This window comes from Rhodoferax sp. GW822-FHT02D07, from assembly GCF_058802405.1.
Genome location: NZ_JBXAOD010000001.1, coordinates 218684 through 240630 on the forward strand (window position 1 = coordinate 218684; position 21947 = coordinate 240630).

Annotated in this window: 16 protein-coding genes, 1 tRNA gene and 1 pseudogene; 14 read left to right on the top strand and 4 right to left on the bottom strand. The window is 59.6% G+C overall.

The annotated features are described in order from the left end of the window. Window positions 1–50: 50 nt before the first annotated feature. Entirely contained in the window at window positions 51–977 is a 927-nt protein-coding gene (locus tag AC1RNN_RS01080; RefSeq protein WP_493086722.1) for a LysR family transcriptional regulator, read from the bottom strand. A 45-nt stretch (window positions 978–1022) separates the two neighbouring features. On the opposite strand from AC1RNN_RS01080, the gene AC1RNN_RS01085 reads away from it, so the two are divergent. From AC1RNN_RS01085 to AC1RNN_RS01100, 4 genes are all read left to right on the top strand, one after another. Next, window positions 1023–2090 carry a four-carbon acid sugar kinase family protein gene (locus AC1RNN_RS01085; RefSeq protein ID WP_493086720.1) on the top strand — a complete coding sequence of 356 codons (1068 nt, stop codon included), beginning with the start codon at window positions 1023–1025 and terminating at the stop codon, window positions 2088–2090. Beyond that, window positions 2087–3088 (top strand): 4-hydroxythreonine-4-phosphate dehydrogenase PdxA, encoded by a 1002-nt coding sequence (gene pdxA / locus AC1RNN_RS01090; RefSeq protein WP_493086718.1) that lies wholly within the window; start codon window positions 2087–2089, stop codon window positions 3086–3088. Before AC1RNN_RS01085 ends, pdxA begins: the two co-directional genes overlap by 4 nt. Window positions 3089–3102: 14 nt before the next feature. Beyond that, window positions 3103–3813, top strand: coding sequence for a 4-hydroxythreonine-4-phosphate dehydrogenase (locus AC1RNN_RS01095; protein WP_493086716.1), 711 nt, complete (start codon window positions 3103–3105; stop codon window positions 3811–3813). A 68-nt stretch (window positions 3814–3881) separates the two neighbouring features. Beyond that, on the top strand, window positions 3882–4874 hold the full coding sequence (locus AC1RNN_RS01100) for an XdhC family protein (RefSeq protein ID WP_493086714.1): 993 nt from the start codon (window positions 3882–3884) through the stop codon (window positions 4872–4874). Here the strand turns inward: AC1RNN_RS01100 and AC1RNN_RS01105 are convergent. From AC1RNN_RS01105 to AC1RNN_RS01115, 3 genes are read right to left on the bottom strand one after another with little or no spacing between them, the layout of a single operon-like run. Beyond that, window positions 4871–5515, bottom strand: a complete 645-nt coding sequence (locus tag AC1RNN_RS01105; RefSeq protein WP_493086713.1) for a Smr/MutS family protein — start codon at window positions 5513–5515, stop codon at window positions 4871–4873. The two genes, AC1RNN_RS01100 and AC1RNN_RS01105, sit on opposite strands and share 4 nt — an antisense overlap. Before the next feature lie 9 nt (window positions 5516–5524). Further along, on the bottom strand, window positions 5525–6244 hold the full coding sequence (gene radC / locus AC1RNN_RS01110) for a RadC family protein (protein WP_493086712.1): 720 nt from the start codon (window positions 6242–6244) through the stop codon (window positions 5525–5527). A gap of 5 nt (window positions 6245–6249) precedes the next feature. Then, entirely contained in the window at window positions 6250–7950 is a 1701-nt protein-coding gene (locus AC1RNN_RS01115) for an ankyrin repeat domain-containing protein (protein ID WP_493086711.1), read from the bottom strand. 45 nt (window positions 7951–7995) lie between these two features. Between AC1RNN_RS01115 and AC1RNN_RS01120 the strand changes: the two genes are divergently transcribed. The 10 genes and pseudogenes from AC1RNN_RS01120 to AC1RNN_RS01165 all read left to right on the top strand — a co-directional run bounded on the left by AC1RNN_RS01120 (window position 7996) and on the right by AC1RNN_RS01165 (window position 21904). Beyond that, entirely contained in the window at window positions 7996–8451 is a 456-nt protein-coding gene (locus tag AC1RNN_RS01120; RefSeq protein ID WP_493086709.1) for an FKBP-type peptidyl-prolyl cis-trans isomerase, read from the top strand. Next, window positions 8451–9392, top strand: a complete 942-nt coding sequence (gene ispH / locus AC1RNN_RS01125; protein WP_493086707.1) for a 4-hydroxy-3-methylbut-2-enyl diphosphate reductase — start codon at window positions 8451–8453, stop codon at window positions 9390–9392. The genes AC1RNN_RS01120 and ispH overlap by 1 nt, the downstream gene beginning before the upstream one ends. 71 nt (window positions 9393–9463) lie before the next feature. Then, window positions 9464–10774: a serine--tRNA ligase gene (serS, locus tag AC1RNN_RS01130; protein ID WP_493086705.1), complete on the top strand. Its 1311-nt coding sequence runs from the start codon at window positions 9464–9466 to the stop codon at window positions 10772–10774. A gap of 72 nt (window positions 10775–10846) precedes the next feature. After that, window positions 10847–10934: transfer RNA gene (locus AC1RNN_RS01135), tRNA-Ser, on the top strand. Between the two features lie 891 nt (window positions 10935–11825). After that, a pseudogene (locus tag AC1RNN_RS01140) lies at window positions 11826–12089 on the top strand (IS21 family transposase); the annotation flags it as partial. Between the two features lie 341 nt (window positions 12090–12430). Then, the gene (locus tag AC1RNN_RS01145) at window positions 12431–14176 is read left to right on the top strand and encodes a ShlB/FhaC/HecB family hemolysin secretion/activation protein (RefSeq protein ID WP_493086703.1); all 1746 of its coding nucleotides are present in this window, start codon (window positions 12431–12433) and stop codon (window positions 14174–14176) included. Between the two features lie 17 nt (window positions 14177–14193). Further along, window positions 14194–14724 (top strand): toxin-activating lysine-acyltransferase, encoded by a 531-nt coding sequence (locus AC1RNN_RS01150; RefSeq protein WP_493086701.1) that lies wholly within the window; start codon window positions 14194–14196, stop codon window positions 14722–14724. Window positions 14725–14762: 38 nt separating this feature from the next. Continuing rightward, complete coding sequence (locus AC1RNN_RS01155; protein WP_493086699.1) at window positions 14763–15389, top strand: outer membrane beta-barrel protein; 627 nt, start codon at window positions 14763–14765, stop codon at window positions 15387–15389. A gap of 59 nt (window positions 15390–15448) precedes the next feature. Next, window positions 15449–21490 (top strand): two-partner secretion domain-containing protein, encoded by a 6042-nt coding sequence (locus tag AC1RNN_RS01160; RefSeq protein ID WP_493086698.1) that lies wholly within the window; start codon window positions 15449–15451, stop codon window positions 21488–21490. Between the two features lie 6 nt (window positions 21491–21496). Further along, window positions 21497–21904: a hypothetical protein gene (locus AC1RNN_RS01165; protein ID WP_493086696.1), complete on the top strand. Its 408-nt coding sequence runs from the start codon at window positions 21497–21499 to the stop codon at window positions 21902–21904. Window positions 21905–21947: the final 43 nt, after the last annotated feature.

Consider the following 21947-nt stretch of genomic DNA (forward strand, 5'->3'; position numbering starts at 1 on the left):
AATTGCGAGATCAGGCGCCGCCGCCGATACTGTCCAAAAAGATTCTAGGCTTATTCCCTGAGGCAAGTAAGTACGTTGAGCTGGCTGACTTGTCCTTCAAGCCACTCTGCGAGTTCAAGTTCCAGGCCTTGCAGTTCATTCGGTCCCAGCCATATCAACCCATACTGACTGCCGTCTGGGGTAAAGCCAGCAGGTGCTACTAGACGACCGCGCTCCACATCGTCCGCGGCAATGACAAGCGGACTCAGGGCAACACCGAGGCCCGCCAGTGCCGCTTCCACAATCAGGGAATGGTGGTCGTAGTAACGGATTTCGGTGGGGCGGCGCGCTGTCGGGTGGGCCTGCAGCCATTGGACCCAGGCGTCAGGCCGCGTCTTGGACCCGAGGGCAAGGTAGTTGCCGCGGTCGAACGCTGACACCAGGTCCGGCCTCATGACAGGACCTACCGTCTCGGGGAAAAGCCGTCGCACCTTCCACGTTTCAGGCACGGCGAAATCCAGCCGCCGAATCGCAAGATTGACGCGATCCCTGCGAAAGTCCACAGCGCCTCCACCCACCGAGAGGTGAAGGGCCATGTTCGGATGCGCCGCTTGGAAGCCTCCCAGCCGCGGAATGAGCCACCGCATGGCAACGGAAGGCTCACAGGAGAGCACGAGGGTGTTGTGTTCCGCATTGGCTGCACGCAGGCTTTGCACCGTCGCTGCCAATTCACCGAAGAACCTGCCAAGGGTCAGGTGCAGGGTCTGGCCAGCTGCGGTGAGGCGCAGGCCTCGTCCACTCTTCTCAAACAACTTGACGCCGATGTCATCGGCTAGCTTGGTGATGCGACGGCTGACGGCCCCATGCGTCAGCGCCAGCGCGTCCGCCGCAAGCCGCACCGAGCCCAGCCGTGCGGTGGCTTCAAACGCCCGCAGGTCATCAAGTGAAGGGATGTCCGAGCGATTCATTGGTGAAAATATATCACCGGTTTTCTTCAAAAACTATCGCTTTTCTTGGTGGTTGGTGAATTTAATAATTGATGCATGTGCACCAATCATCCGCCCAGTATTGCGATCCTCGCCGATGACCTGACCAGCGCGGCAGATGGCGCAGCACCTTTCGTCCAGCGCGGCCTGACCGCGTCGATCGGAAGGCGAAAACTTACAGGCCAAACTACAGCGGTCGTCGCTGTCAATAGCGGTTCGCGCTCTGCAACCGCGTCGCAAGCCTTCGACGTGGTCGCGCAGTTGACCGCTCAACTTGCGGACCGCTCCGTGCTCTACAAAACGGTGGACTCCACACTACGCGGACACGTGGCGCAGGAGCTCGAGGCATGCTTCAAGGCAAGCGGCCGCACATCCCTGGTCTTTGCACCGGCTTTCCCCGAAGCTGGCCGTACCACGGTGAAAGGCATTCAGCTCGTTGACGGTGTGCCGGTTTCCGAGAGCGTGTATGGACATGACCCGGTGCATCCCGCGCGGTATTCCGCCCTGGCCGATCTGATCCCGGACTGCATCCAGCATGTCACGCTGCTGGATGCGACAACACAGGAAGAACTCGATTCGCAGATTGCTTCCATCGAGAACCCAGAGTCGGTTTTGTGGGTTGGCTCTCCCGGGATGGCTGCTGCCCTGGCGCGGCGTTGTGTTCCGGCCAAGGCCTCACCACCACCGATCGATGGCATCCGCAACGATGTCTTGGTGGTTGTTGGGAGCGCAAATGTGCGCAGCCACATCCAGGTCGGCCACATTCGGGATGCTGGCGGCGTTGTACTGCTGTGCGGACCCACAGTGCGTGAGCGGGACCCTGCCGCGGTGCTGCGCCGTATTGCGCAAGACGCGTCGCGACAGCTCCAAGACCCGCGCTTCGGCGCGCTGGTCGCCACTGGTGGCGACACGATGGAAGCAATCCTGGATCTTCTCCAAGTCCATGAGTTCGAGATTCTGCAAGAGCTCGAACCCGGATTCCCGCTGGGTCGCGCCACGCTTGGCGATGGCCGCTCGCTGCTGCTCGCCATGAAGGCTGGTGGTTTTGGCACTGACGACGCCCTGGTGCGTGCAGTCGCGCGAATACGTGGAGTGGCCCAACCCTTGCCAGAGGATTCACTATGAACACCATGTCCCCTCCGCTTGCTTTGACGATGGGCGACCCCTCCGGCATTGGGCCGGAGATTGTGGCGAAGGTGCTAGCAAAGGATGCGGCACGTGTCGTCGTGTTCGGCAGCCAAGTCGTCATGCAGGACACTGTGCGCCGACTCGGGCTGGACCTGGAGGTTAGGCGCATCAGAACGCCCGATGCGGCCCAGTTCCAGCCGCGGGTCTTGCAGGTCATCGAGGCCACCCGGGTTACCGCGCTGCCGCCCATCGGGAAGATCAGTGCAATCTCCGGACAAGCAGCCTTCGATGCCATCGTCGCAGCGATTGCGGCGGCAAAGTCCGGAGAAGTCAGCGGCATCGTCACGGCGCCGATCAACAAGGAGGCGATGGCGAGTGCGGGAATCCGCTACCCTGGCCATACTGAAATCCTGGCCGACTACGGCGGCGCCAAGCGCGTGGCGATGATGCTGGCGAACGACGACATCCGCACGGTGCTGGTCACGATCCACACCTCATTGCGCAAGGCCATCGAACAAGCGGATTTCGACGCCCAGATGTCAGCCATCCGGCTTGCCCATGAGGGAGGCAAAGCGCTCGGCATTGCAGCTCCGCGTGTCGCGGTGGCCGGTCTCAATCCGCACGCAGGGGAGGGGGGGCTTTTCGGGGACGAAGAGATCAGGATCATCCGGCCCGCCATCGACGCGGCCCGCGCCGAGGGTATTGATGCCACCGGCCCTTATCCGGGCGATACGGTCTTCATGCAGGCGCGCCAAGGGCGATTCGACGTGGTCGTAGCCCAGTACCACGACCAAGGGCTGATCCCTGTGAAATACCTTGGGTTGGAAAAAGGCGTGAACATCACGCTGGGCCTGCCTTTCGTGCGCACCAGTCCGGATCACGGCACGGCATTTGACATCGCGGGCAAGGGCATTGCAGACCACGCCAGTCTGGAAACGGCGCTTGCCTACGCAAAGCGCCTCGTCGCTGCGCAAACCAAGACGAACACCATTTAAAAGGAACCACCACCATGGGATTACGTTTCATCTTCATGCTCACGCGCAACGACCGTACGGTTGCGGACGCGGCGCAGCAACTCCAAACTGCGCTCAGCCTGGGCGTGCGGCATATTGGGTTCAAGGACATTGGCCTGCCGCTTGAGCAACTCAAAGGCCTCAATGCCGCCATCAAGGCTGGCGGTGCACGTTCCTATCTGGAAGTGGTATCGCTGGATCGCGACAGCGAACTTGTGTCGGCCAAGGCAGCCGCCCAAATCGGTGTTGATGTACTGCTGGGTGGCACGCGGGTTGACGATGTGCTGCCGATCATCAAGGACACGGGTATCCACTACTTCCCGTTCCCCGGACGGATTACCGGCCACCCTAGCGTTCTGGAAGGCAGCATCGCGGAAATTGTTGAAAGTGCCAGAGTGATCGCGGGGAAAGACGGTGTGCATGGCCTGGACCTGCTGGCCTACCGTTCAGCGGAAAACGTGCCGGAACTGATGAAGGCGGTGTGCGCGGCGGTCTCCAAGCCGGTCTACGTTGCGGGTTCCATCGACACTCCTGAGCGAATGGCGGTCGTTCAAAGTGCCGGCGCAGCGGGTTTTACGATCGGGACAGCGGTGTTGGACGGCAAATACCCGTCCAGTGGGAAGGACGTGGAAAGCCAGCTCACCGCTATCCTTCGCGATGTCGCGGCCTTGAACAAACACCTGGTTTTGGCCATTGCAGGCGCCTAGATGTTGCGGATGACTTATTTTTATCAGGACAATCAAGACCGCTGCTCATATAAATCAAGCCTACTTTCATGGAAAACCTCGACGTAACCGTGCTGCGCGCTCTGTGCGGCTGGCGTCAGGCCGGGCGGCGCGCGCTGCTGGCCACCGTGGTGCGCACCTGGGGTTCGTCGCCGCGCCCCGTGGGCTCCATCCTGGCGTTGTGCGAAGACGGTGCGGTGGTGGGCTCGGTATCCGGCGGCTGTATTGAAGACGACTTGATCTTTCGCTTCACGCGGGCCATACCGCACGGCGCACCGCAGCGTGTGAAGTACGGCGTCACCGCTGACGAGGCGCATCGATTTGGTCTGCCCTGTGGCGGCACGCTGGAGCTGCTGCTGGAGTTTGACCCCGATGCCGCCAGTCTGCTTGACCTGGTGGGGCGCCTGGAGCAGGGCCAGCTGGTGCACCGTGTGGTGCAACTGCAGGAAGGTGTGGTGTGCCTGCAGCCCACCAGTACCCCAACGGCGCTCCGCGTGTCAGACGCCGAGCTGATCAACACTTTTGGCCCGCAATACCGCATGCTCATCATAGGCGCGGGCCCGCTCAGTGAGTATGTGGCCACCATGGCGCTGTTCAGCGGCTTTGCGGTCACGGTATGCGACCCGCGTGAGGAGCACCGCGGCGCATGGTCCGTGCCCGGTGTCACCGTGAGCAGCGGCATGCCCGACGAGGTGGTGAGCGCCTTTGCCCCCGACAGCCGCAGCTGCGTGGTGGCACTGACACACGACCCCAAGCTCGACGATCTGGCGCTGTTGGAGGCATTGCAGACCGAAGCTTTTTACATCGGCGCCATTGGTTCACGCCGCAACAACGCGGCGCGTCAGCAGCGCATGGTGGAGCACCTGGGCCAGACGCCGCAAACGCTGGCGCGCCTGCGCGGCCCTATTGGCATCTACATCGGCAGCAAGACACCGCCCGAGATTGCGGTGAGCGTGATGGCGGAAATCCTGGCGGTGAAAAATGGCGTGGCCCTGCCGCGCGATGTGGATGTGTCGCACGCCAAAGGCGGCCTGCAAGACTAGGCCCGGTTCAGCGGCTGCAACAGCACGACCAATGCACCGGCGCCGCCCTGGGCTGGCTGCGCCTGCACAAAGGCCACCACCTCGCTTTTTTGCACCAGCCACTTGTGCACTTTGTCCTTCAGCACCGGCGCCTTGCCGGGTGAGCCCAGGCCCTTGCCGTGGACCACGCGCACGCAGCGTATGCCCTGCTTGTGCGCCTCGCGGATGAAGGCGCCCAGCGCCTCGCGTGCCTCGTCGCTGCGCAGGCCGTGCAGGTCGATCTGCTTCTGGATGCTCCACTTGCCCTTGCGCAGTTTTTGTGTGACGTCGGTTCCCACGCCGGGACGGCGAAAACTCAGGTGCTCGTCGGTGTCCAGCAGGGTGGTCACGTCTACCTCGTCGCTCAGTGCCTCTTGCAGCGCGGCGGCGTCATCCAACATTTGCTGCTTGGGAATGGGTTTGGGTGGCTCGGGCGCCAGCTTGGCGCGCTGCGGCGGCTCCAGTGGTTGGACCTTGCCAATAGCGGCTTGAAACAGGTTGCTGGCGGCCGCTTTGCGCTTGGCCTCCAGCGCCTTTTGTGCAGCCAGCGCAGCTTCGCGGGCCGCCTGGGCTTCAATTTCTTTCTTGACCAGCTTCAGGTCGGAGAGGGCGTTGATCTTCATGGATGCCCTTCAAATGAGTCCAGTCTCGGCCATGGACAGCGCCTGGCCGGGGCCGACGATGATGTGGTCCAGCACCCGCACATCCACCAGCGCCAGCGCGGCCTTCAGCGTCTGCGTCAGCGCTTCGTCGGCCCGGCTGGGCTGCACGGTGCCGCTGGGGTGGTTGTGCGCCAGCACCACGGCGGCGGCCTGGTGGTGCAGGGCGCGGATAACGACCTCGCGCGGGTAGACGGAGGTTTGCGTCAGCGTGCCGCGGAACAGCTCTTCCATGGCCAGCAGCTTGTTCTGTGCGTCTAGAAACAGCACCGCAAACACCTCGTGCCCCTTGGCCGCCAGGTGCAGCTGCAGGTAGTGCTTGACGGCCTGCGGGTCGGCAAACACCTCGCGCTCCTGCAGGCGCTGGGCCATGGCGCGGCGCGCCAGTTCCAGCACGGCCACGATCTCGGCACGCTTGGCCGGGCCCAGGCCCTTGACGCGCTTGAGGTCGTCCGCCGTGGCGTTCAGCAGGCCGGCTATACCGCCAAAACCGCCCTGGCCCTCGTCAACAGTGCGCGAGCTGCTATGGTTTTTGAGTTGCAGCAGTTCTTCTGCCATCTGCAGCACGCCCTTGCCGGCCATGCCGGTGCGCAGCAGGATGGCGAGCAACTCCGCGTCGCTGAGCGCGCCGGGGCCGCGTGCCAGCAGCTTTTCGCGCGGGCGGGCGTCGGGGGGCAGGTCCTTGATGGGCATGGGGCTTATTGCAGGGTCAGGGTCACAAAGCGCGGGTGGATCAGGCGCTGGCCGTCCATGCCGCCCATGTTGACGGTGGTGGTCAGCACCAGCTGCAGCGTCTTGCCGCGGAATTGTTCCAGCGGGACCGCGATGTCACGCTCGACGGACACGTCGAAGATGCGGCGCACCTCGCGCACGTACTCGTGCTTGTCGGCCCGGATGCTGTGGAAGTCCTTGCGCGCGCTGGCGTCGGTCTGCAGCAGAAATTGCGACCCTGGGCAGGCCTCGTCGGCCTTGGCATCTGCTGGGCAGGGCTGGCCCACCAACAGGTCGTAGGAGTCCTCGCTGGGTGGTTCGGCCAGCGCAGCGGCGGAGTAGGGACGGAACATGGGGTTTCGCAGTTCGCCTTGGCGCACTTCGTCAGCCCAGGCCTTCTGGAAGGAGGCACCAAAGGTCACGCCGTTGCTGGCGGTGGGGGGCAGCACCAGCACCAGACGGAAGGGCGCGGCCTTGAGCCGCAGCGCTGCGCCGTCGGCCAGCGCCTGGCGTTTGCCGTCCTGTTCCACAAAGGCCTCGAAGCGGTAGCGCGGCGAGGTGTTGATGGCGGCCATCATGGTGGCTTCGGCCCAGGCAGCAAAGTCAGCGTCTTGGGTGGACTGGGCAGCCGCCGCCAGGTGGGACACGCCGCGGTCATTCCACGGCAACACGCTGGCACCGCGGGTGATCAGCCAGCGCACGGTGTCCCAGCGGTGGTAGGTGGCGGCCTGGTACAACGGGGTGTGCAGCACCCCGGGCACGCCGTCGGGCGAGGCGCTGGCGCGCACCAAGTCTTCGGCCAGGGCCAGCCGGTCTTGCGCAATGGCGGTGGCCAGCGCGGTATCGGCGCTGCTCAGGTGGCGGCGGTCCACGGTGTCGGGTTTGGCGCCGCGCGCCAGCAGCCAGGCCAGCCACTGCGCGCCCTGGGCTGCATCTGGCATGCCCACGGCTAGGTGCAGGGCGCAGCCCAGTACGCTGCATTGCTGCAGGTCGGCACCCCGGTCCAGCAAGGCTTGGGCAACGTCCTGCCGTCCCGCGAGAATGGCGCGTGCCAGCGGGGTGAGGTAGTTGCCGTATTCCACATTGGGCGAGAGATCCGCAGGGATGGCCTGTACGGCCTGTGGCGTGAGCGCCCACCAGTAGGCGGCGCGGGCGCGCTCCTTGGCATCGGCCAGCAGAGTGTCGGGTGCGGGCAGCAGGCCACCCGCCACCCAGGCCGCAGCGGCCCGTTCGAACTCCGGCCCCTGTTGCAGCGGCGCGGCGCGGCTGGTACGCACCAGCTCCACGACCACAAAGCCCGGCGTGCCGCCGTTGGTGTAGGGCAGGGGCTGGCTTTTCTCGCCGGGGGTGTAGAGGTTGAGCAGGGCCAGGCGGATGGCCGGGGGCACGGCGACTAGATGGGGCGCGCTGCGCACCGGGGCGCTGCGCAGGCCGCTGACGCGGGCAACGCGGGCGCGGGTGATGTCGGAGAAGAAGGCCCACTTGTATTCGTAGGCCGTGGTGCCGGCGGTGTGCTGGGCCGCGCTCCACAGGGCCTGCCATTGGGCGGGGCTCCAGGCGGGCACTGCGATGGCTGGCGCCGTTGCGGTGGGGGCCGGGCTGGTCTGCGCCCAGCCGGCCGTCGCCCAGAGCGCGGTGACGAGTGCCAGCAGCCGTAGCAGCCGGTTTGGGGGGCAGGCAAAGCACATGGAGGGCAAGGTTTCTACAATAGAGGGCAGTTTATCGAGAGTTTTATGACCAGCACGCTCCCCCGCGTCCAAGCGGGTTCCTTCCTCACCTTGCATTACCGCCTCAGTGGCCCGGCCGGTGACATCATCAATACCTTCGGCGGCAAGCCCGCCACGCTGAGCCTGGGCGCCGGCGAACTGTCCCCCGCCGTGGAGTCCTGCCTGATCGACCTGGAAGAGGGCGCCCGCGCCACCTTCGAGCTGCCCGCAGGCGCCGCCTTTGGCGAGCGCAACCCCGACATGCAGCAGTGGCTGGCGCGCAAGGTGCTCACCGACATGGGTGACCCTCACGAGGTCTATGCCACGGGCGATGTGGTGCAGTTCCCCACGCCCGATGGCCAAGGCCAGTTTGCCGGCGTGGTGCTGGCGGTGCGCGACGACGGCGCCGTGCAGTTCGACTTCAACCACCCGCTGGCCGGCCAGCCGGTGACGTTTGAAGTGCAACTGATCGGCGTGCTGTGATGAACTTGCCCAACGAGATCATCCTGGCCGAGCCGCGTGGCTTTTGCGCGGGCGTAGACCGCGCCATCGAGATCGTGGAGCGCGCGCTGACCAAATTTGGCCGGCCCATCTATGTGCGCCACGAAATCGTGCACAACACCTATGTGGTCAACGACCTGAAGAACCGTGGCGCCATCTTCATTGAAGAACTGGACGAGGTGCCCCCGGGCGCCACGCTGGTGTTCTCGGCCCACGGCGTGAGCCAGGCCATCCAGCGCGAGGCCGAGCGCCGTGGCTTCCAGATCTTTGATGCCACCTGCCCACTGGTGACCAAGGTGCACGTGGAAGTAGCCAAGCTGCACAAAGAGGGCTACGAATTCATCATGATCGGCCACAAGGGTCACCCGGAGGTGGAAGGCACCATGGGGCAGCTCGACAGCGGCATCCATCTGGTGGAAGACGTGGAAGACGTGGCCAAGGTGCAGCCCGGCCAGACGGACAAGCTGGCGGTGGTGACGCAGACCACGCTGAGCGTGGACGATGCGGCGGAGATCACCGCTGCTGTGGTCGCCCGTTTTCCGCTGATCAAAAAGCCCAAGATGCAGGACATCTGCTACGCCACGCAGAACCGCCAGGACGCGGTGAAGGTGATGAGCCCGCAGGTGGACATCGTGATCGTGGTGGGCAGCCCCACCAGCTCCAACAGCAACCGTCTGCGCGAAGTGGCCAAGAAACTGGGCACCGAGAGCTATATGGTGGACAACGCGGAAGAGTTGCAGGCCGAATGGTTTGAAGGCCGATCCCGGGTCGGCCTGACGGCCGGCGCCAGTGCCCCGGAGATTCTGGTGAAGGCCGTGATCGACCGCATCAAGGCACTGGGCGCCGTGTCAGTGCGCAAGATGGACGGCATTGAGGAAACCGTGAAGTTTCCGCTGCCCAAGGGACTGAAACTGGACGCCTGATTGCTACTTAATTGATAGCTGCTTGCGCAATAGAATAGAGGGCTAGAGCCCGATTTAATAGAGATAGAACCATGCTAGACATTACCCTGCTGCGCAAAGACCTGGATTCGGTGGTCGCACGTCTGCTCACCCGCAAGAACCCGCAAGCCTTCCTCAATGTGGAGGCGTTTACGGCGCTGGAGTCTGAACGCAAGACCATCCAGATGCGCACTGAGGAAATGCAGGCCAAGCGCAATACCGTGAGCAAGCAGATTGGCATGCTCAAGGGCAAGGGCCAGCACGCCGAGGCCGACGCCGCCATGGCTGAAGTGGCCGGGCTCAAGGCCGAACTGGAGGCCTCCGCCACGCGCCTGGATGCCATCCAGGCCGAGATGGAAAAAATGCTGCTGGCCGTGCCCAACCTGCCGCACGAAAGTGTGCCCGTGGGTGCGGACGAAACCGGCAACGTGGTGGTGCGCTCGTGGGGTACACCCAAGACGTACGACTTTGAGGTCAAGGACCATGTGGATCTGGGTACGCCGCTGGGCCTGGACTTCGAGATGGGCGTCAAGCTCACCGGTTCGCGTTTCACTGTGATGAAGGGCCCGATGGCCCGTCTGCACCGTGCGCTCGCCCAGTTCATGCTGGACGTGCAGACCACCGAGCATGGCTACACCGAGTGCTACACGCCCTACATCGTCAACGGCGACAGCCTGCGCGGTACCGGCCAGCTGCCCAAGTTCGAGGAAGACCTGTTCGCGGCCAAAAAGGGTGGTCAGGAGGGCGGCGACGAGAACGTGGCGCTCTACCTCATCCCCACCAGCGAAGTCTCGCTGACCAACTTTGTGCGCGACGTGGTGTCGGCCGAGTCCGATCTGCCCATCAAGCTCACCGCCCATACGCCTTGCTTCCGTTCCGAAGCCGGCAGCGCCGGGCGCGACACGCGCGGCCTGATTCGCCAGCACCAGTTCGACAAGGTGGAAATGGTGCAGATCGTCCATCCCGAGAAGAGCTACGAAGCGCTGGAAGAGATGACCGGCCACGCCGAGGCCATCCTGCAGAAGCTGGGCCTGCCCTACCGCGTCATGAGCCTGTGCACCGGCGACATGGGCTTTGGCGCCGCCAAGACCTACGACCTGGAAGTGTGGGTTCCCGCGCAGGGCACCTTCCGCGAGATCAGCTCGGTCTCCAACTGCGAAGCCTTCCAGGCCCGTCGCCTGCAGGCCCGCTTCAAGAACGCCCAGGGCAAGAACGAGCTGGTCCACACCCTGAACGGCTCCGGCCTGGCCGTGGGCCGCGCACTGGTGGCTGTGGTGGAAAACTACCAGAACGCCGACGGCAGCATCACGGTGCCCGAGGTGCTGCGTCCGTATCTGGGTGGTGCGGAGCTGCTCAAGGTCTGAATTGGCAGTATCGGTCGGGCAGGCCGCCGAGCCTGCTAGAATCACGCCTTCGTTTCGACCGACACGAACTCAGGAGAAGTGGCAGAGTGGTCGAATGTACCTGACTCGAAATCAGGCGTGTCGCAAGGCACCGAGGGTTCGAATCCCTCCTTCTCCTCCAATAAATGAAAAAAGCCCATGATTTCGTGGGTTTTTTTTGTCTGTATGTATTAACTATCAAATAAACTATCAATTTGTGAGGCGTTGAAAGTAACTTAAAAGTGAGTACTTTCAGCTGAATTTCCCCATACATAGACAGCTTATCCCGACCAGTCCCGCCCATAGACACCACCGGCTTTCAGGATGGCCTCAGCTCGGTACTGCGCGGAATAATTCCCTTCATTACTTTGGGCAAGGCAGAGTACGGGACTCCTCGGCATTCCAGCACCCCTGGTTGAAGATGCAAGCTCTGCAGCACATGTGACTCTCCAAGGGGACTAGATGACAGCGTGCAGCACGTTTGCCGCGTAAGGGCTCGTCCTCACAGTGATGCTCTTCACCAGAGCCTGTGAACGATGAAATCTCTCCTCTCAACCCGATCTTTGCACCGGCAACGCCATCTGCCCTGGCGCGAGGGTAGAAATGGAGATGACACTCTTTGCCTATGGGAGCATTCAACTTGTAGAACCATGATGTGCCGGTGACAACAAGGAACTCCAGAGCGGCGCCGCGTTCCCCTGTTTCCAATACGACGCTCATCCGGGTTGCCTGTGTGTCAGCGATCAGCGCTGCCACGGAACCAGGTGCCGGGGCGTGCACCGCTCCCTTGAGAAGGACTGAAAATTCCTCAACGGGTTGCGGCTTAAGATCTGCGCGCCCGAATCTTTCGAGCACTAGGGTCAGAAATTCATTGCCTTGTTCATCTAGGTGTTGGAGAAAAATTTCCAGCCTGTTGGGCACATTCGGTGTTGATTTCCGTTGAAAACTGATCCACTTCGAGCAGTTATTTCCGCCCAAATTTGATCCACGTTGGCCCTACCCTGCTAGTTTTTAAAGCAGGGGGAATTTAGGAGTGATAGACGTGGCGACATTGAATGTCATCAGGCGTTGGGCACTACGGGAACAAATGTCCATCCGCGAGATTTCCAGGCGTACAGGCCTGGCTCGCAACACCGTAAAGAAGTACCTCAGCTCAGAGGAAATTGAGCCTAGCTACCCCAGGCGGGTCAGCCCAAAGAAGCTGGATTCCTATGCCGAAAAGCTAACTAGCTGGCTGGAATTGGAGGCAACAAAATCTCGGAAACAGCGGCGCAATCTGAAGCAGATCTACACAGAATGAAGCCTGCGCAGCAAACAAGACAGTGCTGTGGTGCATGCGAACGATACAAAGAGATGCTTGTATCTGCGAGAACCAGATGTGGCCTTTGAAAAGCTATTGGACTTGCAAAATAATAAAAATAGAACGACCGTTCATATCAGCAGCATTGATCTCTGCACTCAATGCCCCGTACATTTTGTGTACAAAATCAGCTCCAGTTTTTCATGAATTCAAGACACTTTTGCATGCGATTCACCCGAATGGGGGATACCCAAACGGACTAATGCTGACTAAAGTCGTGGCCAGTTAGTGCAGTCCTCCGTTGGTTGGTGGGTGCCTTATGACAACAAGCCCCACCCATGACGGAACGTTCAATCGCTCGCAGTTACCTGCACCCGCTTAGCTCAACACTTACAGCAGTCTTACTCTCTGCCGTGACGTGTGGTGCCAGCGCCCAAGCCCTGACAGATGCCCAACGCGATGCTGCAGAACAACGCCGCATCCAGGAGCGCGATGCTCAGTTGCGTGAGCAACAAGACAAATCCAGCGACGTTCGTCTAAAGCCCGCCGCCAAGGCTGAGCAACTCCTGCCTGCATCCGAATCCTCTTGCTTTTCCATCCGCCAACTGGAGCTTCGTGGTCCAGGCGCCGGTGAATTCGGCTGGGTTCTCGACAGTTTGTCTGGTCCTCAAAAGACGGACAGCCCTCTGCGTAAGTGCTTGGGCACCCAAGGCATCAGCATCCTGCTGGAGCGTGCACAGAACGCGCTGGTTGCCAAAGGCTTCGTGACCACTCGTGTTCTGACCGAACCACAAGATATCTCCACAGGCAACCTGGTTCTGACAGTTGTGCCAGGCCGAATTCGTGCCATCCGCTTCGCAGACAAAGAAGGCAAAACTGTTGAGGCTCCCACATCGATGCGCACGGCAGTCTCTGCACGTCCCGGTGACATCCTGAACCTGCGCGATGTAGAGCAGGCGTTGGAAAACTTCAAACGTGTTCCTACGGCTGATGCCGATATCCAGATCACCCCAGCGGATCAGCCTGACCACAGCGATCTGGTCATTGCCTACAAAAGCACCACACCGGTACGTGTATCGCTGGGCCTGGACGATAGCGGCGGCAAAAGCACAGGCCGCTACCAAGCCAGTGGGACCCTCTCCTGGGACAACCCACTGGGTCTCAACGATCTCTTCTACATCTCACAAAACCAGGATGCCGGCGGCGGTGACCCTGGTCCGCGCGGAACCCGCGGCAACACACTGCATTACTCCCTGCCTTTCGGGTACTGGACGCTGGGTGCCACCTTTAGCGAAAGCCGCTACCACCAGACCGTGGTGGGCACGACTACCAACTACGTCTACAGCGGTACCAGCGGCAATGGCGAGCTGAAGCTCTCCAACCTCTTCTACCGGGATGCCACCCGTAAGAGCACCGCGCACATCAAGGCCTTCGAGCGCCATTCCAACAACTACGTAGACGACACCGAAGTTCAAATCCAACGCCGCGTCGTGGGTGGCTGGGAGCTGGGCCTGGGACACAAAGAATTCTTGGGCAGTGCCACCTTGGATGCCAACCTGGCCTACAAGCGCGGGACAAGAGACTTCGCATCTATGGACGCTCCCGAAGAATCCACAGGGCAGGGGACTTCCCGCTTCAGCATGTGGGCGGCCGATGTGACGCTGAACCAGCCCTTCAAGTGGCTCAGCCAATCCTTGCGTTACCAGGTCAGCTTGCGTCTGCAGGGCAATGAAACGCCACTGACGCCCCAAGACCGCTTCAGCATTGGCGGACGCTACACCGTACGCGGTTTCGACGGCGAAAGCAGTCTTTCCGGTGACGGTGGCTGGCTGTTGCGCCAAGACTTGGGCTGGACGCTCGGAAACAGTGGCCAGGAACTCTACATCGGCATCGATGCTGGTGGCGTCAATGGCCAGAGTACCGAACAGCTGGCAGGCAAAGCCCTGAGCGGCGGTGTGGTGGGCCTGCGTGGCAACTACCGCAAGCTGCAGTACGACGTGTTTGTCGGAGCTCCGCTGTATCAACCCTCTGGCTTCAAGACATTGGAAACCACAGCCGGATTCAGTATGAATCTTGCGTTCTAACTTACTGGATGAGCCTTATGTCGCAACTCACCTACAAGGTCATATCTCCCGCCTGCAATCATCCTGCTGCAAGTGACGCGGAGTCCTTTGGCATGGTGGCCTGGTTGTGGATGCATGCACCCAAACACAACGAGCGGCCTCTGTACGCCTTGGATCGGATGCTGATGCCTGCGATCGAGCTGGGACAGTACGTCATCGTGATTGAGACAAATCATGAAACAGGTGCCGTACGGCCGGTGGGCTATCTCTCCTGGGCCAATCTGACCCCCGAGGCCGAGGCACGATATGTCGCAAATCCTCTCATGGGACTGGGTCGTGATGACTGGAACAGTGGAGAGCGCATGTGGCTTATCGACTTTGTCGCTCCATTCGGGCACGCGGCCAGAGTGCACGCCACTTGGCGTCCTTTGTTGGCTAAGTCCAGCGCGCGCTTCATGTACCACCGCAGCCATGAGCGCGGCGTAGAGATCCGGCTCTGCATTGGCATACGAGCCCAACCTGACGAAGCACGTCAGTGGTGGGCCGAACGCCCCATCCTCGCAGCTTGACAACCATTTAACACCTCAACGTCTTGAAAGGAAACCTTATGAAACACACCACTATCGCTTTGGCTGCATTGCTGAGCACTACAGGTACCGTCTTCGCGCAGAATGCCCAGCAAAATTTTGTCGGACCCGCTGTTGGCCTCACTGTCTCTGCCGTCCAGAACAAAGTGGACTTTGAAAGCACAGTTGCTTCCATCAATGGTCAAGGCACACAAACCAACGACACCGAAGCCGCACTGATCGCTTCCTATGGTTTTGCGATGTCGCCCGACTGGGTTGGAACCGTAGGTTTCTCCTACAGCGTGAAGACAACGGATGCTGGCAAGGTGAACTACACCGCGGGCACTGCGCAATCCTTCACCGGCACCTTCAAAGACCACTTGGCCATTTCCTTTGCGCCGGGCTACCGCGTGGGCCCCAATGCATTGGTCTACGGCAAGTTGGCGTTTCACCAAGTCAAGGCCGACTACACCGATACTGCGGCGGCAGGTGGTACCAATACACACACCGGTACCGGTATCGGCCTGGGCGCTGCCTTTGCACTCAGCCCCAAGGTTGAACTTCGCACGGAGTACGAGGTCGTCAACTACTCCAGTGAAAAAGCCAATCTCACGACCGGTAAGCCCAAGGTGTCTGGCCTGACATTGGGTCTGCTCTACAAGTTCTAAGCCAGCCTTAGCGTCCACGGTCTTCCACTCCGCATTCACTCGCTGAAACCCCATTTGTTATGAACCAGAATTTATTCCGCCTCGTATTCAATGCAGCTCGGGGCCAGGTGATGGCGGTGAGTGAAGTCGCTGTTGGCAAGGGCAAAGCGGCCAGCGGGGAGCGTCGGGGACGCAATGTCGCTCTGGCGATGTTCGCGTTTGCCTTGTCTCCCCTGGCCTGGCCACAAATCGTTGCCGACCCCAACGCCGCAGGCAACCTCAAGCCTCAGATCTTTCAAACAGCCAACGGCGTTACCCAGGTCAACATCCAGACACCCAGCGCGGCAGGGGTGAGCCGCAACGTCTACAACCAGTTTGATGTAAACGCCCAAGGAGCGATCCTGAACAACGCCACCGGCAATGTCCAGACCCAGCTCGGCGGCTGGGTGCAGGGCAATAGCAACCTCGCTGGTGGCAGCGCCCGTGTCATCCTCAACGAAGTCAACTCCAGCAATCCCAGCCAATTGCGTGGATATGTGGAAGTGGCCGGTCAACGTGCCGAAGTCATCATCGCCAACCCTGCGGGTATTGCAGTCAATGGTGGTGGCTTCATCAACGCCAGTGGTGTCACGCTGACTACGGGTACGCCGCAACTGAACGGTGGCAGTCTGGAAGGCTATCGCGTCGAGCGAGGTACCGTAACAGTGAACGGTACCGGCTTGGATACGAATGCGGCGGACTACACGAACATCATCGCCCGGGCCGTGCAGGTCAATGCCGGCATTTGGGCCAAAGACCTCAAAGTCACCACGGGCGCCAATACGGTCAACGCGGCCAACACCACCGCGACAGCGATAGCCGGGACCGGCGCAGCCCCAACCGTTGCCTTGGACGTCGCCGCCTTGGGGGGCATGTACGCGGGCAAGATCACTTTAGTGGGTACTGAAACTGGCGTGGGCGTCAACAACGCTGGCTCCATCGTGGCCCGCGGCGGCGACCTGGTCCTGCAAGTTGATGGCACGCTCACCAATCGCGGCTTGATTGATGCTGGCAACACGGGGGGGACTGCGCAGACGCGCATCACGGCCACCACCGTAGACAACCTGGGAACCGGCGCCATCTTTGGTGACAAGATAGCCATCAGTGCCACCACCTTGAACAACCTGGCTGAAAGTTCTGGAGGCACGGTTACTGGTGCCACCATTGGCGCACGCACCAGCCTGAACCTAGGTGTGCAGACCCTGAACAATTCGGACGCGGGTCTGGACACACCTGGCAACCCATCCACGAACACGACAGCCACTCCCAGCGTCAATATCCTGAGCCTGGGGGATATCAACATTGGCGGCAGCATCGATGGATCGGGGCAGGCGCAAGGTACGGCCGCAAGCATCAACAACACCTCCGCCACCATTCAGGCCGGTGGAAACATGAGCTTGAATGCCACGGCTGTGAACAACACAGACGCGCACTTCGCATCTGGCCACCAGAACACCACTACCGCGATCAGCGAAACCATTGGTTCTGCCGGCGCTGGCTATTACGTCAACGTGACACAAGAAACCGTTGATGGTCCTATTGTTACGGCTGCACTTCCCGGAACCATCTCCGCCGGAGGAAACCTCACGATCCAGGCGAACACGGTAGATAACGCCAACAGCCGCATGTTGGCTGGCGGGACAGTCAGTATCCCGGTTAGCGTCAGCATCAACAACGCCGGCGTCACCGCGACCAAAACCACCACCAAATCCGGAACGGCCTACTCCCTGAGCCATGACAGAAGCTGCCAAGTTCTATACAAGGGTAGTTGCCTGGCCTGGGGCCCTTGGTACGACGTATGGACGCCATCGGGCTACTCCAGCCCTGTCGTAGAGACGGTAACTGCAGGTGCGGGCAGCGCCACCAGTAACGCCAGTACGACAGCGCCCAGCACGCCCGGTGCCAACGTTGCAAATAGCAGCCTCTTCCAGATCAGTACCAATCCGTCGGCCAACTACGTAGTGGCCACCAATCCGGCCTTTACCAATTACAGAACTTGGCTGGGCAGCGACTACATCACCAGCCGCATCAGCCTGGACCCCAGCGTCACTCAGAAGCGCCTGGGTGATGGCTTTTATGAGCAGCGCCTGATCAACGAACAGGTCGCCCAACTCACCGGCAAACGCTTCCTGGGCAATTTCACCAGCGACGACGCGCAATACCGCGCGTTGATGGATGCTGGCGTTACCTATGCCCAAACCTTTAACCTTCGCCCGGGCATTGCTCTGACAGCGGAACAGATAGCCCGCCTCACCAGCGACATCGTCTGGCTGCAGCAAGAAACGGTAACCCTGCCCGATGGCAGCCAAACGGTAGCCCTGGTCCCCCAGATCTACCTGAAGCCTCGCAGCGGGGACCTCTCCCCCAGCGGGGGCCTCATCAGCGGTGCCATTGTCAACATCAACACCGCAGACCTCAACAACTCCGGCACCATCCTGGGCCGTCAAGTGGTGCAGATCAACGCCGACACCATCAACAACCTGGGTGGTCGTGTGGGTGGCGATGCGGTAGCCCTCACCGCTACGCAAGACATCAACAACACCGGTGGCACCATCACCGCCAAAGACCAACTGGCACTACAAGCTGGGCGTGATATCAACATCACGTCCACCACAGCCACGGCCAGCTCTGGCGACAGCCGAAACGGCATCACCAACACTACGGTAGACCGGGTGGCCGGCCTGTATGTCACTGGGGATAACGGTGTGCTGTTGGCAAGCGCCGGGCGTGACATCAACATCATTGCCGGCCAGATCAAAAACACAGGACAGGATGGTCAAACCGTCTTGGTCGCCAAGAACGACATCAACCTGGGAACCGTGCAAACCAGCCAGGTCAACAACCTGGAGCGAGACAGCGGTAACTTCCGCCGCGCCACCAGTACCGCTGAAGCGGGTAGCACGATTGAAGGTATGGGCAGCGTCACCCTGCAGGCAGGTAACGATGTCAACGCTCGCGCAGCCCAAGTTGCGGCAGGCAAAGCTCTGGATGTAGCCGCAGGCAATAACATCATCCTGCAAGCCGGCCAGGCCACTACACAAGTGGATCAGATGGCCAGTGCCTCTGGCAGAGACCTAATCTACTCCAGCAGTATCCAGACCCGGCGACAGGAACAGAGCGCTACGGCCCAGGTCAGCAGCTTTACTGGCCAGACCACCAACATCGTGGCGGACAACAACCTGGTCAGCATTGGTGCCAAGTTTGAGGCTACGGGTGTAGACACAGGTACGGGTACTTTGCGCGTTGAGGGTAAAAACAATACTGCCCTCTACGAAGTTCAGAACTTCAAGCAGGTCACCACCACTACCCAGACCAAGATAGGCCAAGGCATCATGTTCGATGCCCTAGGCATAGAAGTGCCATGGGAAGACAAGACCGTCACCGATGCCCGCGCGACCAGCACCGCGATTGGTACCAAGCTTGTTTCCACACAGAAGATAGAGATTGGCGTAGGCAACAAGACTGAACTACGCGGCACTGAGGTCGAGGCTCCACAGATCGCTTTCGTGAAGACGGACGCGACCAAGGCGGGTGAGCTCGTTCTGAGTGGTAGCACCAACACCACCCAGACCAGCCATACCGAGAAGGCTGAGTATGCGGGTGTCTACCAGGAGATGAAGGGCAGCGGCAGTACCGTCGAAACCTTGAACCAGACCATCCTCAAGGGCAATGTCAACTTCGACGCGGCCTTGAAGATCACTGCCCAGATCCCGGACACCAAGGGCGGTCAGGAACTTCAGAAACAGATCGTGGCGCTTGTTGGACAAGGTGGTAACACTGGCCTGGAATACCTGAATCAACTTGCTGCAAACCCCAACGTCAAATGGGATCAGGTTGCCTTGGCCCATGAGAAATGGAGCTACGACCAAGGTGGCCTGACGGGCGCAGGTGCGGCCCTCCTGACCATCGTAGTGGCCTACTTCACGGCGGGGACGGGTACGGCAGCGTTGGGAACTACCACCGGTGTGGCCGGTGGTGCAGCTGGCGCCACTGTGACCACCTTGGGTGGTGTCACACTGACCAGTACCGCAGCAGGACTTACTACTGCAGGCATCGCTATTAACGCCGGCTTCGCGGCTTTAGCCAGCCAGGCGGCGGTGGCCATGGTCAACAACAAAGGTGACATTGGCAAAACCTTAGAGCAGTTGGGCTCGGAAGATAGCATTAAGAGCTTGGTGTTGACCATGGTGACGGCTGGGGCTTTGGACAAGCTCAATGCCAGTTACTTCAAGGGGGTAGATGCCAACAGCACATTCGGGACACAGCTACTTAAGAATGTAACTAATAACCTTGCTAGTAGTGCGATGGATGCGGCTATCAATGGCAAGGCGTTCAATGAGGATGCAATCTCCCGAGCTCTTTCTAGTGCGCTGGTGACTACGGGTATGGCGCAGGGGGCGGACGCCATTGGAGATGCAAAAGACCAGAAGCTCCTGAATGACTTTACTCAGAAGATCGCGCATGCTGCCTTGGGCTGTGCGGGTGGTGCTGCTATCGCGGGTAACACAAGTGGTTGTACATCGGGTGCCATAGGGGCAGTCGTCGGCGAAATGACTGCTGAATACGCTGCTAAAAGTGGCATGAACCATACAGATGCATTGGCTCTGGCCAAGGTAGTTGCTGCAGCTTCAGGTGTACTCACTGGAGGCGGTGGTGACAACGCCGCAGCTGTGAACATTGCCGCTAGCACTGGCGCAAATGCCGCAGAAAACAACTATCTCAATCATGCAGAAGCCACACTTCGTGAGTCACTGAGAGACAAAGTTCGAAAAGGTGAAAAACTAAGTAACTCGGAGCAAAAACAGCTCACGGATTTGGAAATTTTGGACATTGCACGCGACATGATGCTGCAGAGCGCGTGTTCAAAGCCAAGTAGCGAATGCGATTTGGCACGTAGGGATCTGAACCAGGCTATTTCCTCGTATCTGACTACTCCGGGAATGTGGAATGCAAGGCTGAGCAAAGAAGCAAACAACCAGCTCATTGCTGAACGCACGGACGCTATCGCACTATCTAACAACCCGAATTTGGCTCCTCAGTCTTACACGGACGCCTTCAATGAATTTGCCGGACCTCAGATTGCTGGGTACGCGATCGGAGGCGCTTTGGGGCTATACCTCAATGAAGCCCGCGCTATTTATGCCGCCATAAAGGCAGAGGGCAAGGTGACATCAGTTGCCAGCGCGGACGTAGCGGCGTTTTGCGCGGGCAACGCCTGTTTTGTTGCTGGCACGCTGATTGAAACGACTCAAGGGCTCAAACCCATCGAGTCTTTCATTGGCGGAGAGCTGGTGCTTTCTCGTGATGAGCAGACGCGGGAGCTGGGATTTAGGCCAGTTCGTGGAACCAAACAAACTCATGGCCAGGCTCTCTATGAAGTGGTGGTGGCCAATGCTGATGGCGAAATAGATACGCTGCACACTACTAGCGAACATCCATTCTGGGTGCAGAGTCTAGGTTGGATCAAAGCCTCCGCGCTGTCCGCTGACATGGTGCTATTGGATCGCAATGACCATAGCCTACGTGTCGTGAGTCAGACTGCTCTCAATCAGAGTGCTACGGTTTACAACATTGAAGTTCAAGAGCATCACACGTATCACGTTGGTGGCTTGGGTGTTTGGGTACACAACGCAAATTGCTGCAATCTTTCTGTATCCGAGCCAGTCCCCGTCTCAGGATCAAGAGCGATCGATAAATCTAAAACATATGAAAATGCAGTACGGGGTATGTATAGCGACGCCACTTATGCAGAGCGGCAGTACACAGCCATTGTCAATGGGCAGAGAGTGAATGGGGTCGCAGATGATGTTGCGATAATTGGAGGAAAACAGACCGCCGTAGAGGCGAAGTTCGTTGAAACTTGGGACAAATCCCTGCGGAATCCGGAGGTAGCAAAAGGTTCAACGCCTTGGGCGCTTGACGAACAAAAAAGAATGATCGAACAAGCGACAAAATATTCTCAGGGATTCGAAGGCGGTGTTATATATCACACCAATAGTGCTGAATTGGCGGCTCTATACACCAAGTTATTTAATGATGCAGGAATAACGAAATTTAAATTCATCATTACTCCTATCAAGTGAAAGCACATGGCTACCGTACTAAATCAACTTGAAGCAATATTGGGCGAGAAAATTGAGCGTAAGAATCAGCGTGAAATTCCCGGCTTGATCGCAGGGGATGGTGTTGAGGTGCTCTATTTTTCAGTGGATAAAAAAGCCAGTGCTAGAAAATTATTTAAATCAATAACCAATCACAACAATCCACCCCTTGCTCAGTCGGGTGGGGCGAATGAGCGAGGCTGCGTTATCACTGTGCCTGATGAGATCGATTTTCATGCGCTTAGTTATCACGGGGATTTGAACGGTTGGCGAAAAGATATCGAAATTGGAGCGGCTGCTCTTGGAGTGTTACTTGCAAAGATTGAATCATTCTCAATAGTGCTTGAGGACGGACGATCGTTTTCTTTAGATCAGTGCATTGTTAAATTTTTGTAGCAAATCTGAATAGGCAATGTTTTGAGATCTCTCTCAGTGCTTT

Excerpts from the sequence above, each read along its gene's own strand:
- AC1RNN_RS01160 (WP_493086698.1), top strand. The coding sequence starts at position 15,449 with ATGAACCAGAATTTATTCCGCCTCGTATTCAATGCAGCTCGGGGCCAG.
- AC1RNN_RS01145 (WP_493086703.1), top strand. The coding sequence starts at position 12,431 with ATGACGGAACGTTCAATCGCTCGCAGTTACCTGCACCCGCTTAGCTCA.
- radC (WP_493086712.1), bottom strand. The coding sequence starts at position 6,244 with ATGCCCATCAAGGACCTGCCCCCCGACGCCCGCCCGCGCGAAAAGCTG.
- AC1RNN_RS01115 (WP_493086711.1), bottom strand. The coding sequence starts at position 7,950 with ATGTGCTTTGCCTGCCCCCCAAACCGGCTGCTACGGCTGCTGGCACTC.
- AC1RNN_RS01085 (WP_493086720.1), top strand. The coding sequence starts at position 1,023 with ATGTGCACCAATCATCCGCCCAGTATTGCGATCCTCGCCGATGACCTG.
- AC1RNN_RS01150 (WP_493086701.1), top strand. The coding sequence starts at position 14,194 with ATGTCGCAACTCACCTACAAGGTCATATCTCCCGCCTGCAATCATCCT.
- AC1RNN_RS01105 (WP_493086713.1), bottom strand. The coding sequence starts at position 5,515 with ATGAAGATCAACGCCCTCTCCGACCTGAAGCTGGTCAAGAAAGAAATT.
- ispH (WP_493086707.1), top strand. The coding sequence starts at position 8,451 with ATGAACTTGCCCAACGAGATCATCCTGGCCGAGCCGCGTGGCTTTTGC.
- pdxA (WP_493086718.1), top strand. The coding sequence starts at position 2,087 with ATGAACACCATGTCCCCTCCGCTTGCTTTGACGATGGGCGACCCCTCC.
- AC1RNN_RS01155 (WP_493086699.1), top strand. The coding sequence starts at position 14,763 with ATGAAACACACCACTATCGCTTTGGCTGCATTGCTGAGCACTACAGGT.
- AC1RNN_RS01095 (WP_493086716.1), top strand. The coding sequence starts at position 3,103 with ATGGGATTACGTTTCATCTTCATGCTCACGCGCAACGACCGTACGGTT.
- AC1RNN_RS01100 (WP_493086714.1), top strand. The coding sequence starts at position 3,882 with ATGGAAAACCTCGACGTAACCGTGCTGCGCGCTCTGTGCGGCTGGCGT.
- AC1RNN_RS01120 (WP_493086709.1), top strand. The coding sequence starts at position 7,996 with ATGACCAGCACGCTCCCCCGCGTCCAAGCGGGTTCCTTCCTCACCTTG.
- AC1RNN_RS01165 (WP_493086696.1), top strand. The coding sequence starts at position 21,497 with ATGGCTACCGTACTAAATCAACTTGAAGCAATATTGGGCGAGAAAATT.
- serS (WP_493086705.1), top strand. The coding sequence starts at position 9,464 with ATGCTAGACATTACCCTGCTGCGCAAAGACCTGGATTCGGTGGTCGCA.